General features: G+C 36.7%; 17 protein-coding genes. 3 read left to right on the forward strand and 14 right to left on the reverse strand.

Annotated features, from left to right (window positions below; all coding sequences use genetic code 11):
* Positions 1-187: 187 nt before the first annotated feature.
* The 4 genes from IEV35_RS11805 to IEV35_RS11820 all read right to left on the reverse strand — a co-directional run bounded on the left by IEV35_RS11805 (position 188) and on the right by IEV35_RS11820 (position 1,905).
* Positions 188-595: a DUF4181 domain-containing protein gene (locus IEV35_RS11805; protein WP_188384858.1), complete on the reverse strand. Its 408-nt coding sequence runs from the start codon at positions 593-595 to the stop codon at positions 188-190.
* 102 nt (positions 596-697) lie between these two features.
* Positions 698-856, reverse strand: coding sequence for a hypothetical protein (locus IEV35_RS11810; protein WP_188384859.1), 159 nt, complete (start codon positions 854-856; stop codon positions 698-700).
* A 131-nt stretch (positions 857-987) separates the two neighbouring features.
* Positions 988-1,167 carry a hypothetical protein gene (locus tag IEV35_RS11815; RefSeq protein ID WP_188384860.1) on the reverse strand — a complete coding sequence of 60 codons (180 nt, stop codon included), beginning with the start codon at positions 1,165-1,167 and terminating at the stop codon, positions 988-990.
* Positions 1,168-1,482: 315 nt separating this feature from the next.
* Positions 1,483-1,905, reverse strand: a complete 423-nt coding sequence (locus IEV35_RS11820) for a hypothetical protein (RefSeq protein ID WP_188384861.1) — start codon at positions 1,903-1,905, stop codon at positions 1,483-1,485.
* Positions 1,906-2,115: 210 nt separating this feature from the next.
* Between IEV35_RS11820 and IEV35_RS20330 the strand changes: the two genes are divergently transcribed.
* The 3 genes from IEV35_RS20330 (at position 2,116) to IEV35_RS11830 (ending at position 3,246) form a co-directional block, all read left to right on the forward strand.
* Positions 2,116-2,241: an SRPBCC family protein gene (locus IEV35_RS20330; protein WP_268237923.1), complete on the forward strand. Its 126-nt coding sequence runs from the start codon at positions 2,116-2,118 to the stop codon at positions 2,239-2,241.
* 4 nt (positions 2,242-2,245) lie between these two features.
* Positions 2,246-2,434: a hypothetical protein gene (locus tag IEV35_RS20175; RefSeq protein ID WP_229740732.1), complete on the forward strand. Its 189-nt coding sequence runs from the start codon at positions 2,246-2,248 to the stop codon at positions 2,432-2,434.
* 155 nt (positions 2,435-2,589) lie between these two features.
* The gene (locus IEV35_RS11830; RefSeq protein ID WP_188384862.1) at positions 2,590-3,246 is read left to right on the forward strand and encodes a hypothetical protein; all 657 of its coding nucleotides are present in this window, start codon (positions 2,590-2,592) and stop codon (positions 3,244-3,246) included.
* A 76-nt stretch (positions 3,247-3,322) separates the two neighbouring features.
* On the opposite strand, the gene IEV35_RS11835 is transcribed toward IEV35_RS11830, so the two are convergent.
* The 10 genes from IEV35_RS11835 to IEV35_RS11880 form a co-directional block, all read right to left on the reverse strand.
* Positions 3,323-4,153 carry a MurR/RpiR family transcriptional regulator gene (locus tag IEV35_RS11835; RefSeq protein WP_188384863.1) on the reverse strand — a complete coding sequence of 277 codons (831 nt, stop codon included), beginning with the start codon at positions 4,151-4,153 and terminating at the stop codon, positions 3,323-3,325.
* Positions 4,154-4,312: 159 nt separating this feature from the next.
* Positions 4,313-5,992: an alpha amylase family protein gene (locus IEV35_RS11840; protein ID WP_188384864.1), complete on the reverse strand. Its 1,680-nt coding sequence runs from the start codon at positions 5,990-5,992 to the stop codon at positions 4,313-4,315.
* A gap of 511 nt (positions 5,993-6,503) precedes the next feature.
* Positions 6,504-7,214: an N-acetylmannosamine-6-phosphate 2-epimerase gene (locus tag IEV35_RS11845; RefSeq protein ID WP_229740733.1), complete on the reverse strand. Its 711-nt coding sequence runs from the start codon at positions 7,212-7,214 to the stop codon at positions 6,504-6,506.
* A gap of 25 nt (positions 7,215-7,239) precedes the next feature.
* The gene (locus IEV35_RS11850; protein ID WP_188384865.1) at positions 7,240-7,875 is read right to left on the reverse strand and encodes a YesL family protein; all 636 of its coding nucleotides are present in this window, start codon (positions 7,873-7,875) and stop codon (positions 7,240-7,242) included.
* A gap of 23 nt (positions 7,876-7,898) precedes the next feature.
* A complete protein-coding gene (locus IEV35_RS11855) occupies positions 7,899-8,768 on the reverse strand; it encodes a carbohydrate ABC transporter permease (protein WP_188384866.1) in 870 nt (289 codons plus the stop codon).
* Positions 8,769-8,786: 18 nt separating this feature from the next.
* A complete protein-coding gene (locus IEV35_RS11860) occupies positions 8,787-9,638 on the reverse strand; it encodes a carbohydrate ABC transporter permease (protein ID WP_188384867.1) in 852 nt (283 codons plus the stop codon).
* Between the two features lie 126 nt (positions 9,639-9,764).
* Entirely contained in the window at positions 9,765-11,069 is a 1,305-nt protein-coding gene (locus IEV35_RS11865; protein WP_229740734.1) for an ABC transporter substrate-binding protein, read from the reverse strand.
* A 197-nt stretch (positions 11,070-11,266) separates the two neighbouring features.
* Positions 11,267-12,829 carry an FAD-dependent oxidoreductase gene (locus IEV35_RS11870; RefSeq protein ID WP_188384868.1) on the reverse strand — a complete coding sequence of 521 codons (1,563 nt, stop codon included), beginning with the start codon at positions 12,827-12,829 and terminating at the stop codon, positions 11,267-11,269.
* Between the two features lie 3 nt (positions 12,830-12,832).
* A complete protein-coding gene (locus IEV35_RS11875; RefSeq protein WP_188384869.1) occupies positions 12,833-14,332 on the reverse strand; it encodes a DUF4127 family protein in 1,500 nt (499 codons plus the stop codon).
* A gap of 9 nt (positions 14,333-14,341) precedes the next feature.
* On the reverse strand, positions 14,342-15,532 hold the full coding sequence (locus IEV35_RS11880; protein WP_188384870.1) for an alpha amylase family protein: 1,191 nt from the start codon (positions 15,530-15,532) through the stop codon (positions 14,342-14,344).
* Positions 15,533-15,536: the final 4 nt, after the last annotated feature.

Here is a 15,536-nt window from a genome sequence, read left to right on the forward strand (position 1 = left end):
TAAATGCTCATTACTTTTGTAATTACTTATTTAACTATTCTGCTCCGTTAGCATAATAACTTCTAGCTAAACATTATCATAATATTACAAAAATAAAAACAAGATTTTAGCCATAAAAAAAAGGTAACCCAATTGGATCACCGTATTTAACTCTTGCACACGTTAGCGAAAAAGAATGACATATATTTTAAGATACCGTATTTAGTAAGTCAAATTGAATAATTATAATTAAGGCGATAACTAATATAAACATTTCGCTAATAGTTAAGATAGATTGTTTAGGATTTTGGGTATATCTCCACTCAAAGAATGCTCTTACCGCATAATCAATTCCAGTGAAGATGACCAATACAATCAGGAATAAGTTTAACGAATAATCCTGATAGATTATCAAGTAAAAGGTAATGATTAACGTAATTATTGAAGTAATTCTTATAGCCCAATCGATTTTCTTATGAAAATCGTTTATATAGTTATAAGAAAAAAATGTCTTTTCCTCTTTCTCGATATTGAATGTTTTTCTCAAAAATAGCCTTACTACAATAATTAGAGCAAAAATAATCAGTACAATAGATGCAAAATTTAACCAAAACACATAATCCCCCCTTTTTAAAACATTACTGCCCTGTTACAACAATAAGCCGTAGTTGTAACCTAAACTCTTCTTTCGTTAAAGCACCCGTTAGCGCAAGAGTGTTTACTGTTTCGAATTTCTACTTATAAAATGAATTCCAAGTGCGCCAATTACTAATGTGCATGCAATTAAAGTGATGATAAATATAACTCTACCAACAATAACAACACTTGATGTAACAGCATATAACCAAACTAACTCAACAATAACAAAAAAATCCATAATGTATAAAAGCCTTTAAATTGTTCTTTAGACATCCTTTCTCCTCCTTATTTAGTTTCTTCTTCCACTAACCCCCCAATAGTTGAAGTAGCGACAGCTTTGTTAAGCTATTGCCCCCCTTAGTTAAAAAACTAAACAATATCATCTATTTTATTTCCCTCTTCATCTACTTGGGAACTACCTCCACCGAAACTCCATCCTTTTCTATCAATAAATTCAATAAATGCATCCAAAAACTCGTCGTGCTTCAAATCTTTACCATCATTTGAATAAATACTACCCTTTATTTGAACTCCAATTGGTCGCTTCATTTTAAATCCCCCAACAGGTTTAATTAATATTATTATAACAATCCTTCTTCAAGTAACCTTTCCCGCTAGTTTAAGAACAATCCTTCACAAACTCTATAAGGGCATATAAAGTTTATGAAATATTCCGAAATAAACAGAAAGAGAAAGGTATAAGTTTAACCCTTTCTTATACCAACTCTTCATTAATTTTACGGTTATTTCATAATTTAGTTTCCGTTACCTCGCATGCGAACCCATTAGACTATATTTCAACTGTTCTTATCCATTCACTACTTACCAAACCTACCTCAAACACTCCAACCTAAATCTTCCCTCTTATTTATTATACAATTCCTTATACGCGATCACTTTAAGTGCTGTTATTTCCTCTTCTGTAAAATTCTGTTCAATTTCGTTCAGCAGTTCTTCTTTTGTCATTTGTCCATTTTCAACCTCTGATTGGATTTCTCTTAATCCAGATATTCCTAACTTCTTAACTACGACTCTTGTCGCCTCTTCTTTTGTAGTAAATGGTAACGAATCTTCATCAACAGCTTTAGCATCTTCAATAAATGCCTTTAATTCAGGATCATTTTCGATCGTTTGCTTAATGTTTTCTAGTTCCCCACTCTTCTCTAATTCAGCTGAAATGACATCCATTAGTTTGTCTGAAGCTATATTAGTTCCGACGTAATAAATACCAAACCCTAGGCCAATGAATAATAAAATAATAAAGAATAGAACTTTAATAAACTTCATTTAAAAAGCCTCCCTTTGCTCCTACCAATATACACTACTATCCATTCCATGAGAAACCAAAAACATTCGACATTATTCGAGCTTTTTCGGGAGGTGTCAGACACCTTCTTTACATACCACTTTATTTGGCCCTCCTTAACTTTATCTGTTTGGCTATGATAATATTAATGTAATAAAAGCGTTTTATGACATTAATTTTTGAGGTACATAGTGAGTAATAAATTAATTGTACATGATGAAATATTTATTGAAGCTGCATCTGAAAGAGTTTGGGAAGTTTTAGTGACACCAAAATATGTGGCACAGTGGGATGCATTAAGAAGATTACCCTACTGATGAGATGACAGTAGGTAGTAAAGTTGTCTGGGAAAACCCTAACGGTGGAGAAACCGTAACAACTATTATTAAAGCAGAAAAAAACGAGGAGTTAGTTATTTCCCTATACTTATCGAGATGGGAAGTACAACTGAATGAGGGAGACGTTGCCTACCGATATAAGTTAAAGGAACAAGATGGTGGCACAATATAAACTTTCGAAATTGGTGATTTCTCTCTGATAGAAAATGGCCAAGATTACTATGACGCTTCAGTCGAATTTGCTGAGGAATCGAAAAAGATAATAAAAGAATTGGCCGAAACAAACGCTTAGTTAGAGATTGGCACATTTCTAAGGAGGGAGAAGATTTGGGGAAATGGAAATGGATAATCGGAATTGGCAGTGCAATGTTGCTCGTTGTCATTTTTTTCTTCGGTTGGAGCGTTATACAAAGCAAACAAATGGAAGAAAAAAGCATTACAAATTATTTGGAATGGTTTCATCAAATTGACGAACAAATGATGGATAATGAATATGAATACAATGAAATCATTGCAACCGTTGGGTCCGAATCTATTACGAAAAGAGAACTGTATACGGTCGCAGCAGCACTAAGTTCACAGAAATTAGAATTTGAAACAGATCCGACATTTACACCACACCAAATTGATCAACCCTTCTTAGACAGTGCTTACGATCGACTGATTTTGGACTCATTGTTTATTTGTTATGCAAAAAGCCAACAGATTCCGATTGACAAAAAAGACGCCCTCGACTTCCAACAAAAATTTGCAGAAGGTGAAATGGAATCGAATACAGTTAACATACGGGCAGAAGCAATCGTAAAAGTAAATTACCCTACTATGTTTGAAAAAGAGGCATTCGGTTATCAAGCACTTCAGGAACTTGTGGCAAAAGAACTAAACAATGTAAATAATCGAACACCAGAAATAATTAATAAAGCCCATGAAGAAGTATTAAGACTAGCCCAAGCTACCTGTCCGATTGAGAAGAATTCGTATTAATCAAGATAAATATAAAAGCATAGAGAAATCACCATCTCTATGCTTCAATCTATTCTACTTAAAATTAACCAAACCCCTAATAAATCTTACTCACTACAGCTTGTGCTGTTTTATTTTTCATTTCTAATGAACGTTCCTTATGAGTAAGCGCAATCCCTGTACATAACAGATCAATGACAAACAGTTGAGAGATTTTTGCTGCTAACGAACCACCTTCAAGTGGCGACTCCTTTGTGCCACCTGTTAAAACAACATCCGCAAATTGGGTAATTGGTGAACGAGAATAATATGTAATCGCAATAACCTTGGCACCTTTTTCTTTAGCGATTTTTACTGTTTCAATCGTATCTCTTGTACTACCAGAAATGCTCAGCGCAATGACAACATCCCCTTGCGACAAAGTAGCTGCAGTCATCGCTTGTAGATGTGAATCAATGATTGCACTAGATTGCACACCGATTCTTAAAAACCTACTTTGTGCATCCATTGCACTAATTCCGGAAGTCCCAACACCGAATAAGTGAATAAATTTAGCATTACTTAGTAACTCAATGGCCGCATTTAAATCTTCCTCACTAATCATCTTTGCCGTATTTTCAATTGCTTCCACTGAATTTAGCTGTACCGATTGAATAAGGTTATTTGATTCGGAACCATTTTGCTCTTTCTTTCCTTCAGAAAGGTTTTGAGCCAAAGTAAGTTTAAATTCTTGATACCCTTTCAAGCCAATTTTTCGGCAAAATCGTAAAACGGTCGTTTCTCCAACTCCCGCTTCATCCGCTAGATCGGTGACCGAATAGTAAATGACTTGATCAAGATTATTTAAAACAAAAGTTGCAACCTTTTGTTCTGAATTTGTTAATGATGGATAATAACTATTAATAATTTCCGTAATGGGCTTACTCATTCTTTATACCGCCTTTATTTCAATTCCAATTTCTACATATTAGTCTTACTGAATAGAAGGAAGGCGAACAAAGCGCCTTCCCAATGAGTAGTTAATCCGATTTCCTAAAGCTCTTGCAAATGAACTTTTTAAAGGATTAGGCAGATGCTGAACTTCTATTTACGAACGTAACTGTTTAATAAATCCTGGTACAGAATGTGGGCTCTTTGTTTTCTTCGTAAAGACTTCTTCAATTTCATCCCACCAGTCATACATTTCAATATAGACTAAATCAAATAGCATAACTCCGTGCATTTTCTCTTCAATAAGACGTAGTGCACGTTTAAAGTCCTCAGGACGATCCTGATACTGGATTAAATACAAACTTCCATAAACAAATGTATCATATTGGGTTGCTTCCATACTAATGTCAGCTGCACCTTCGACACTATACCAGTATGGTTTTTCACCATTTAAATCTTCTATCATAATGTCACCATAGTACAAACCTGTCATAAGGAAGTCGAGATGGTCTGCATATCCTGTTTCATTATAATTATCTGCCGCCCAATCATATTCTGGGTTGTATTTTTTACTACCCCAGTTAACACCTTCACTATAATACAATGGATGCCAAGATCCAACATATGTGTTAAATAAAATATCTTCATCTAGTTCACGAAGGAAAAGCTTAGTTGCTTCAAAATAATCATGGATATTTTGCGCACGCCACTTAATCCATTCTTGGTAATAAGGACCTGGATTAATGACTTTTTCATTTCCTTCAAATGTTACCGTAAAAATATCTTCAGGCCAATTTGTAATCTGTTCGCCGATACTTTCCTCAAATTTCTCTCGACTTAAATCACTAAAATCTGTGTACACATTATTATAACGTGCACGATCAAGTGTAATTCCATCGATGTCATAATTATTGACTAACTCTTCAATGACATTCCACGTATATGCTTGAACATCAGGATTGATTGGATTCATGAAAGCAGCCGGAGCAGCCGTTTCACCAATCGGCTTCAAATCTGCCTCAACACTAGCAATATCAACAGTTTCCCCAATCGATAAGTTATCTAATACCCATTGTCTTGCTTTTCCATGTCCAGATAAAACATAGCCATCCTCTGGGACAGGGACAACTTGTTTACCAACGGTTACTTGGTCAACGATATCGACAACGACATCTCTTTCAACGACAACATCAATACCCCATTGATTAGCTGGTGATTCAGCATTTTTTTCTGGTGTGTAAACGATTAGCTCATCAGTAAGGCGAACTTTATCAAAACCATGAATAGCATAGGTACTTCCTTTACTATCAGTTACAATTCGATTTACTTCGTATACAACCGTTTGCCAGTCTGGATTGTCAATAGAAGGTCCTTCTTGATAACTAACATCTCCAGCAGAAAAAGTGTTGATATTCAGATGTACTTCAATATCATATTTCTTTGCTTCCCTTAATACATTCTCAATTAAATCGTAGTCCTCTGGGTAAGAACTATATGTTGGGTTTTTCGACTCACTTAAATGAGGAGAAAATTCACTCGGATAAGGAACAAACCCACTGCGATTTTTTACATCTAATACAATCGCATTAATATTCGCTTCTGCTGTTTTCGCAACAATTTCCGCTACTTCTTCTGGTGTATCTAATCTATCTAAATTAGCACTCAAATCATACCAAAGGATTCGAGATTTCATATTTTTATTTTTAATGATGTTTTCTACCATCTTACTTGGATTTTCATTACCTTTTGCTTCTGTTTGAAATGGCATGGATGTAAGTAAAAGTGTCATGGTGATTACAACTACAGAAAACAATTTCATCAATTTCTTCTTCGACATAAAAACACCACTTCCTTAACTTTATTAATCAGCTCTCTTAGTTTCATAGTTTACTAACGAGAACCTATATATTTACTCCATGGTTCACTTACTAAGAGATTGGGATAATATATACGTGATAACACTACACAAGCCCCGGAAATATACGGAGACTCCTTGAAAAAGGAGAACGCTTTTTCTGCGTGCGATGTTTCGCTGACGAAGCGTTCCTTGTCCTGCAGGAGGAAAGGCATCGGTAAGACCCCGCAAGAGCGTTAGCTCTGAGGAGGCTTACCAGCCGCCTGCGGAAAGCGAAGTATATTTCCGGGGCGGGTTAGATGCAATTATTTTAATATAAATTTAACTATGTTAGAAAATTTCACCCAACCTCCATAAAGCAACTTTCTTAGTTGAACTCATACAGATAAAAAGTGTACATCCTTCTTACCTGTATAAGTTAAAATCCATGAGATGTTTATTGCTTGTTATGATGCCGTCCCTCCTTCCACCCCAAATTGGAGTATTTACTAAATTAATTATTTAGTTCATCCGCAAATAGTTTCGTTATATATTGCGGTCTAGTAATGATGGATCCGACAACAACAGAAAAAGCACCTTTATTGATTACTTCTTTTGCCTGTTGTGGTGTTTGGATTCTTCCTTCCGCTAACACCGGTACATCCGTTGCTTTTACTAATTGCTCCACTAAAGTAATATCCGGTCCATTACTATTACTGTTCGTATAGTTCGTATAACCAGACAATGTCGTGGAAATAAAATCTGCCCCTAAGCGTACTGCTTCTAATCCTTCATCTAATGTGGATACATCTGCTAGTACAAGTTGATTATTTTCTTTCATATACTTCATCAAATCGGCTAATGACTCATTGTTCGGTCTTGGTCGGTTTGTCATATCGATCGCAACAACATCGACATTCACCGTTAATAATTCATCAATTTCTTTTTTAGTCGGAGTAATATATACTTCACTATCGTCATAGACTCGTTTCACTAACCCAATAATTGGTAAGTTTGTTACCTTTTGAATAGCTGCAATATCCTCTTTACCATTTGCCCGTATAGCAACTGCTCCACCAGTTTCGGCAGCTATCGCCATTTTAGCCATCACATCTGATCCATGTAAAGGCTCATCTTCAAGTGCCTGGCATGAAACAATCAGTTTCCCTTTGATTTGATCTAGAAATTCCGTTTTGTCCATTTTTCTCACCACAGTTTTCGTCATACCGTTCACCACGATTTTTATAGTATTAGTTCATGATTTCTTTCATTTCAGCTATTTTCTGTTCTAATTTATTTCGAACAATTTGATTCATACATGCGATCCATAGAATGGCACTACTAAATGTTAAGAAAAATACTGTACCTGGAAAACGATAACCAATGAAAAGGATTGCTACAACCCCTATTAAGTTAATCGCTGTCCAATGTGGAAAGGCAATTGATGTGAAGAAGGAGCTTTTGATTAATTCCTTCAAACTACCTTTCATGGTATATATATTTGAAAATATATATAATGCTGTCATGACCAATGCTGCTACAAGGAATATTAAGACAATCATAGCTGGTACTTTGACAGCAGCAATTTCGAATTGATTAAAGAACTTAAAATCGATATAAAGAATAAAGGAAGCAGCACAGAATAGATAACCAACTACCATGGAGCGCGCATAGTTTTCCTTAAAATTCTCCCAAAAAACTTTTCTTATCGGTAGATCGGCTTCTCCCTTAATCCATGCTTTAGCAACTGCAAACGTTGCAACAATGGAAGGGAAGAAACTAAATATAAACAAACCACCAATACATCCTAACAGGAATACTATATTTAATCTTACTAAACGCATAAACCACTCAAATGCTCCAAAGATTCTTGTGGCAATATTCATGTACTTCATCTCCCTTTTTTCTCTTACCCTTTTACAGAACTAGAATACGCCGCTTCAATAAAGTAGCGTTGGAACATAACGAACACAATGATGACTGGTAATAAAGCTATTAAAGCTCCAGCAGCTATTAATCTCGTATTCGCTGAGAATGCTCCTTGTAATTGGTATAATCCTAACGTAATTGGATACATATTCGGATCATCTAAAATAAGTAATGGCCATAAGAAATTATTCCATGACGAGATAAAACATAGAATGGCTAGTACACCAAGCATTGGTTTAACCATTGGGAACATTAACTTCCAGAAAATTTGCCATACATTGGCCCCGTCAATAACGGCCGACTCTTCAATTTCTTTCGGTATCTCTTGGAATCCTTGTCTCATTAAGAAGATTCCTAGAGGGGTAATTGCACTAGTGATAATAATCCCTGTATACGTACCCATTAATCCAAGTTTATCAATAACAAGATATACCGGAATCATCGTTACTTCCCCAGGAATCATCATTGTTGCAATAATTAATAGGAAAATTATATTCATCCCTTTAAACTTCATCCGAGCTAATGGATAAGCTGCAAAGGAACATAAAATTAATGGTAATACAACACCAAAGAAAGTTAAAATCACGGTATTTAATAAGTACCTTGGAATCGGTAATGTATTCCAAACGGTAATAAAGTTATCTAATGTAAATGTGTTCGGAATGAATTGTGGAGGGATCGAAAAGATGACATCGTTTTGCCCCTTTAATGAAATCGATACCGTCCACAAAAATGGAACAATCGTGACACAAGTTAATAGAAGTAGAAAGAAATAAGAAATTAACTTATTAAAGACTTTTCTTCTTTTATTTCCATCCTTCGATGGATTAGCTGCAATGGAATGTGACAATGGTTTTCCCTCCCTTTCCTAATCACGCTTATCCAATAATCGCTGGTTAATTAATGTAATAATTAAGATAACGGCAAATAGTATAAAGGAAATCGCACTAGCGTATCCCATATCTAAGTTTTGGAATGCTTCCTGGAATACTAGTAGAACTACTGTTGTTGAAGCATTTAATGGTCCGCCATCTGTCATTGTTAACATTAATGTAAATTCTTTGAACGCTCCCATTGTTGAGATAACAGCAACAAAGAATATCATTGGTTTGATCATTGGAATCGTAATATGTAGATGTTTTTTCCAAAAGTTTGCACCATCTAGTTCTGCTGCTTCATATAAATCTTTCGGAACACCTTGGAGAGCTGCTAGGTAAAATAGCATATAATATCCAAAACCTTGCCAAATCGTTACAAAAGCTAATGCTGGCATAACGGTTGCCGTATCTAATAGCCAGCCAAATGGTTCTACACCGAAAAAGCTTAGGATATAGTTAACAATACCTTCTTTAGCAAACATCCATTTCCATAAAATTGCTGTAATAACGACAGACACTAGAACTGGGAAATAGTAAATTAAGCGAAATACTTTAATCCCTCTTAATTTTTGGTTTACCAAGATTGCTACAAAAATAGGAAGAACAACGAGTGCAGGAGTTACTAGAATCCAATAATAGAACGTGTTTACGATGGCCTTCTGAAAACTTTTATCTTGGAATGCTTTAATATAGTTTTCCAACCCTAAAAATTCGATTGGTGTAAATACGTTATAGTTTGTAAAGCTCAACACAAAAGCTGCAACAGCTGGAATGAATGTAAATAATGATAGTAGTATAAGTGGAATGGCGAGAAATCCCCATGCATGTCTAGCTTTATACATCTTTCTTACCTCCTTATCAAGAGAAGACCATATGAAAAAACAAATCTTATAAACTAAAAAGAAGGACCCATCCCCTCATACGGAGGTAGTAAAATTCTCCATTAGGGGATTGGCCCTAGAAATCAATTAATCTAATACACTATTAACTTGTTCCTCTGCCATATCAAGCGCATCCTGAACATCCATATCATTTAAGAGAACTTCTTGGAATGCTTCTTGGATTGCCTTAATAATTTGAGATACGTTTTCATGAGGAGGACTCATATTTACAGCATCTTCTAAAGCTTGTGCTGCAAAGTAACGTCCACGCTCAGCAGGATCATCCGAATCTAATCCTTGGTCAAAGAACTCATCATTTGCAGCTTCAACAACTGGAGGTAGTACGTTAGCCTCTTTACCAAATGCTAATTGGTTTTCAGCATTCGTTACGAATTTAGCAAATGCAATTGCAGCATCTAAAGAATCACTTTTCGCAGAAACTGCAATGTTCATTGGGTTCGCATGTTGTAATCCAGCTTTCCCTTCTAATTGAGCACCACCAACAGATTTTTCATAAACTTCTGGTGATAAGTCATTTACTTGACGGAATAACTGTGGTCCAGTTGCCCACCAAGCTACTTTTTCTGTTGCATATAATTCAGCCATTGAGACTTGATTTAACATAACATCTAGTTCATATAGACCTTCATCATAGTACTCTTTTAAGTTTGTCCAAAGTTCAACTGCTTCTGGTGTGTTGAAAGCTGCTGCAGTAGAATCTTCGTTCAAGATTTGGATACCGTTTTTAGGGAATAGTAAGTGCATATCCCCTTGTACAATTTCCCCATAAGCGCCCGTTTTCTCTTTAATTACTTTTGACATTTCCCAAGCTTCTTCAAAAGTAGTTGGTGGTTCGCTAAAACCAGCTGCTTCTAGAATTTCAGGGTTGTAAATTAAACCACTTGTAGTTGTATACCAAGGTAATGCATATACACCGTCATTTACTTTTGCAGTATTCCATAAACCTTCAAAGAATGTATCTTTGACATCAGCTGCTTCTTTTTCCATGTCAACTAGTGCACCTAAAGCACCAATTTTCTTAACAAATTCTGTATTCAAGTTCATTACATCTGGTAAATCTCCACTTGATGCAGATGTTAAGATAATTTGTTCTACTTGATCATAAGGAACATCATTGATGGTAACGGTTACATTTGGATGCTGACTTTCGAACTCTTCCTTAAGATTATTCAAGTATTCTTCAAACGTTGGTAATAAAGAAATTGTCATGAATTCAACTTCACCTGATAACTCCCCATTGTCGTTAGAGTTACCGTCATTATTTTTACCACTATTCGCATTTTCGTTAGCATTATCATCGCCTGAACATGCTGCAAGTAGTAATACCATTAGACCTAAGAGTGCTACATATAATAACTTGCTCTTTTTCACTCTTCTTCCCCTCCATAATATGTAATTTTATTTTTGGTGGAAATTGTCTTCCTTTTTTATATTCTCTCAGGAGGAAATCTCCACCATTATTATAATCTTTGAAGAATTGTTTTGTCAATTGAATTTTAGAAAAGAATGTAAAATAATAATAATTTTTAAACTTTTATAGAAATATAGTACTTAAGTCTGTATTTCTATTAAAAAGCATATACTTCTGGCCAATGAAGTTGTACACCAAGATCCTCTAACACATCTTGAAAGGCCTTCGTTAATGTTTGATCCTCATACACATCTACTGGTTTCACCCCATGCTTTAAACTAAATGCAGCAAGGGCACCTGCCGATTCCCCAATATTCCATTCTGCAGGATGTACACGGAAGCAACCATTCGTTAGCTGGGTTGTTCCTATATTTTTACAGGCTGGTAGTAAGTTTTTAACCTTGATTGGAATTAAACTTCCTAAAGGTATTTCAAACGGATAACTCTTTGCATAAAATAAGCGGTTATGTACGGTAGTTGGGTGTAAGTCAATTCGATAAGCACCAACCCCAACGGAATCTTCATGTGTACGTACCCCATTGTCACCACGTAAATCCGCATTAATATCGTGCTCGGTTACCGTATATCTTGCCTTAATACGACGGGACTCCCGAATATATGGATGCATGGCTAAGCCGTCTTTTGTCCCGACAACGTCTGGTCGCAAACGAAATCCAGGATAGCCCTTCCCACTCCCATCATCACGCGGAGCCTCGGTTTGTAACCAATATAGTAGCGAGAGACTTAATTGCCTTGCTTCCTCAAGACGTTTTTGTTTTTCTGCTTCACTGACATCAATAATGGAACCAAGCCAGTAATCATTCTGTGGCCAATTAATTAACGATACATCTCCTGCAAAAAAACCATCCTTGTACTGCTTCTTATCGATAATTCGTCGATATTCCCACATGCCAAGTGAGCCATTTTCACCGGAGAAGAATGGCATTTTTTTCGACTTTCCAGTATGGGCATCTGGAATAAATTCACTAAGTTGCATATGGTCTAAAAATGGTGCCTTATAGTTACGCCAAAAATCGTACATAGCTGGTTTATCAATTGTAAAGTCTTCCCCATCCACATATTCTAGTGCCATCACATGGGTAATCGACTGAACATCTAATGGATTGGGTTCTAATGGAGCATTCGGTTCACCAGTGTCCTCCCTAGACTCCGCCCCAACTACATAATCGACATTAGCTAAAGGCAATACGTCACCAAGTTCTGTCGCATCGAGGAAAACACTCGCTTCCAATACACGTTCTTGTCCCGCATCATCTACAACAACAACTTGTTGAACGACATCATCGATAACTTCAGCACGCACTGGCTTATGGTTGAGAAGTAATTCAATACGGCCGTTCGAAATATATGGTTGTAATAAATCGTATAATAGTGCTAAGGAAACCCGTGGCTCGTGCGCGATCCGGCTTACCCAGCCATTTCCAGGATTGAGCCTTTCGTTTTCTCGTGCTTCTTCTGTCACAGGGTACTTCCGTTTGTAATAGTCCCGTACGTCATTGCGAAAATTTCGGTAAGTTTTTGTACTACCAAATGTTTCGATCCATGGATGTTCATCTGGTGGAACAGCCTGACTCGTTAATTGTCCACCAATCCAAGCTGTCTCTTCCGTTAGAACAACATGTTGCCCTAACTTAGCTGCAGTATATGCTGCTAGAACACCACCAATACTTCCGCCAATAATTGCTATATCCTTTTTCATCCGTTATCCCTCCAACTCGACGCCTATTTCAAATGTTCGATTCCAAGGTAGATATACGTTTGTAATTTCCCCAGGGATACCTTGCTTCTTCATTGCCTCTTCCGCTTCTTTTAAGAATACTTTAGTCACTTCCGCTAACAGACCGTCATATTCTTCTTCATTACCAATTTCTTCACGGATCTTTTTCCTTACGATAGATTGATAGATATAATCATCCAAGTAGCGAATACCAAATTGACGAATTTTCTCTTTTTGAACATCTAAACCTTTTTTCTCGGCCAAAAATAGTAACGCTGCCTGGGCAACGACTGTTCCAAGCGTATTTCCAGCTGTATTCCATGCTGCAAAGCCATCCAGTTCTTGTAGATCAAATTCACCTAGTAAATGAGCAATCATGACCGGATCGGCGCCATTGGCATAGGCAACATCCGCAATGGCAATTCGTTTTTCTTTTTTATGATAGTAGCGTAATTTCCGTGTCCATTCTCCAATGTTACGGTCATTCGTATTTACACCATCAAGATATAGTTGTAGTGCCATATCTCCTTGCTTTTGTCCAGGTACATTGACTCCAAGGATGATATCCGCTTCCCCAGGAGTTTCTACGGTATGACTGCCAAACGCATAAATTTGTCCTTTTACAGACTCTTGTATCGTGCGGTCTTCATACATCGCCGTTGACAGCGCACCTTTTAACCCACTAAAGACTGGATAAAAGGTTGGTACTTCTTCAGCTTCCAAGGCAAAAATCATTCGGGCAACGAGCATACTACTTACTTCATCTGCCCCTGGATAGACATAAATCGAATCTAGTAATCCTCGCTCCGTCGTTTGAGCGACTAACTCTTCCTGTTCTTTAATATTCAATCCGTATTCACTCGTATCATCTTGTGGGAAAATTAATAAATCTACTAACCCCTGTTCCACTTCATTGATTAAGGATAGATTAATCGAAAAGTTCTTCTTCCGAGTTGCTAGATAATCTTCTAAAATGGCACTTGGAATAGCCTTTTTCATTTTCTCGATAATTGCTTGATCTGCTTGTTCACCATGTTTTTCAAAACGATGAGCATGATACGAATACTGCCAAATCTCTTTCCCGTACTGATCCCAGTAATCCTTCTCTTCTTGATTGACATAGCTATTCGATAGACGCATCGTTGAACTAAATGCCATAATCTTTACGTCTGGATATAGTTTTTTAACTTCCCGTAATTTTTCAAGACGAGCGTGAAGTATTTTTTCCTCATCGGTATTGACACGAGATGGGACCAATCCGCCATACAGCAACATATCAACCGATACAACGAATCCTTCTACCTCTGGTAAAACTTCGTCTATCCAACGATTTAATTTTTCAAGATCTGCTGGTTCCTTTAAAAATCCTAAATCTGCTTTTGGTGGTAGTAACACTTCCCAACCAGCAAATTTGGCAAGGTCTTTTGGCAAATCATATGTAACCGGTCTTGCGTCAACCGGAATCAGTGCAATTCTTTTTGTCATGTTTATCCCCTACTTATTTAGTTCTTCCTTTAATATGTTCCACCAACCATATTCCTCTACGTAAACCGTATCAAATAACATCACACCGGCTGATTTTTCTTTACACATTTGAATAGCCCGGCGGAATTGTTCTGGGTCATCTTTATACTGTTTCAAAAATAGACTCGCAACAAATGGCGTTGCCCCGTTGATTGCCTCTAAACTAATATCGGCTGCTCCTTCCACACTATACCAATAAGCTGGTTTGCCAGTTTCTTTTGCTTCGTCTCTTGTTACATCATAGTAATAACAACCAGTCATTAAGAAATCTAACTGCTCTGCCATTCCAGATACATGATACGTATCTCCAGTCCACTCTAAATCTGGATGATATGTTTCACTTCCCCAGTTTACGCCTTCACTGTAGTACAGTGGGTACCATGAACCAACATAATCAGCAAATAACGGGAAATGCTCCTTCACAATGGCACGCGCTTGTTTGACAAATGTTTTAATATTATTCGCTCTAAATTCAGCCCATTTCGGGAAAAGTTCGCCAAACTTAATCGATTTATCGTCATTAATCGTAAAAATATCTTCAGGGAAGTTTTCTACTTTTCTATCAATATAGGTTTCAAATGCTTGCCTGCTAAGCTCGCTAAAATCTCCATATATATTCGGATAACGACAACGGTCAATAACGACACCGTCTAACTCATATGTACACACTTCTTTTATAATATTTAACTCATGTTCTACGACTTCTGGATGGATTGGATTAACGAAAATCGTATCCGCATCCGTATACTCGGCAGCATTTGATTCGTTCGCAACTGCGTCATTATAGAACGTTACTTGCCAATCTTGTTTATCATACGCTAGACCATCTCTTGTTTCGGTTGTTCCTTCTGAAAAGACGTCTACATTTGCTAATACTTTTAGATCATAGTTTTTTGCTTTTGAGACAAGTTCTTGTAAAAAATCACGGTCTTTCCACATAGCAAAACGACCATCCGACCAACTGCTTACATGATAACCATATTTACTAGGGTATGTTGTTTGCCCAAATGGTACTTTTGCATCGATAACAAGATGGGTAATCCCGACTTGAACTGCATTCTCTAATAATTTCACCTGTTCCTGTTCATTTGCTAAACGTACGCCATTCGCTAAAAAATCTACCCATAAGATGTTAGCGTTTTCATCAAAAGTAAAACTCATTCGT

Source organism: Ornithinibacillus halotolerans, from assembly GCF_014637405.1.
Lineage (GTDB): Bacteria > Bacillota > Bacilli > Bacillales > Amphibacillaceae > Ornithinibacillus > Ornithinibacillus halotolerans.

Excerpts from the sequence above, each read along its gene's own strand:
- IEV35_RS11810 (WP_188384859.1), bottom strand. The coding sequence starts at position 856 with ATGGATTTTTTTGTTATTGTTGAGTTAGTTTGGTTATATGCTGTTACA.
- IEV35_RS11815 (WP_188384860.1), bottom strand. The coding sequence starts at position 1,167 with ATGAAGCGACCAATTGGAGTTCAAATAAAGGGTAGTATTTATTCAAAT.
- IEV35_RS11820 (WP_188384861.1), bottom strand. The coding sequence starts at position 1,905 with ATGAAGTTTATTAAAGTTCTATTCTTTATTATTTTATTATTCATTGGC.
- IEV35_RS20175 (WP_229740732.1), top strand. The coding sequence starts at position 2,246 with ATGACAGTAGGTAGTAAAGTTGTCTGGGAAAACCCTAACGGTGGAGAA.
- IEV35_RS11835 (WP_188384863.1), bottom strand. The coding sequence starts at position 4,153 with ATGAGTAAGCCCATTACGGAAATTATTAATAGTTATTATCCATCATTA.
- IEV35_RS11840 (WP_188384864.1), bottom strand. The coding sequence starts at position 5,992 with ATGTCGAAGAAGAAATTGATGAAATTGTTTTCTGTAGTTGTAATCACC.
- IEV35_RS11845 (WP_229740733.1), bottom strand. The coding sequence starts at position 7,214 with ATGACGAAAACTGTGGTGAGAAAAATGGACAAAACGGAATTTCTAGAT.
- IEV35_RS11850 (WP_188384865.1), bottom strand. The coding sequence starts at position 7,875 with ATGAATATTGCCACAAGAATCTTTGGAGCATTTGAGTGGTTTATGCGT.
- IEV35_RS11860 (WP_188384867.1), bottom strand. The coding sequence starts at position 9,638 with ATGTATAAAGCTAGACATGCATGGGGATTTCTCGCCATTCCACTTATA.
- IEV35_RS11870 (WP_188384868.1), bottom strand. The coding sequence starts at position 12,829 with ATGAAAAAGGATATAGCAATTATTGGCGGAAGTATTGGTGGTGTTCTA.
- IEV35_RS11875 (WP_188384869.1), bottom strand. The coding sequence starts at position 14,332 with ATGACAAAAAGAATTGCACTGATTCCGGTTGACGCAAGACCGGTTACA.
- IEV35_RS11880 (WP_188384870.1), bottom strand. The coding sequence starts at position 15,532 with ATGAGTTTTACTTTTGATGAAAACGCTAACATCTTATGGGTAGATTTT.